General features: G+C 42.0%; 1 pseudogene. It reads right to left on the reverse strand.

The annotated features are described in order from the left end of the window. Positions 1 to 250: pseudogene (locus tag CWS31_RS17725) on the reverse strand (hypothetical protein); the annotation flags it as partial.

The raw sequence follows: 250 nt of genomic DNA on the forward strand, positions 1-250 counted from the left end.
CTTTTAACGGGAGCACTATTAACAGAGTCGTTATTTACAGAATCGTTATTAACAGAGTCTAGCAGTGCATCAATATCATCAGGGTCGGTTACATCAGCTTCTGGCTCAGCATCACTTGCTGAATCACTTTTGACAGAAGCACTATTAACAGAATCGTTATTAACAGAGTCTAGCAGTGCATCAATATCATCAGGGTCGGTTACATCAGCTTCTGGCTCAGCATCACTTGCTGAGTCACTTTTAACGGGAG

It is taken from the genome of Colwellia echini, assembly GCF_002843355.2.
GTDB lineage: Bacteria > Pseudomonadota > Gammaproteobacteria > Enterobacterales > Alteromonadaceae > Colwellia > Colwellia echini.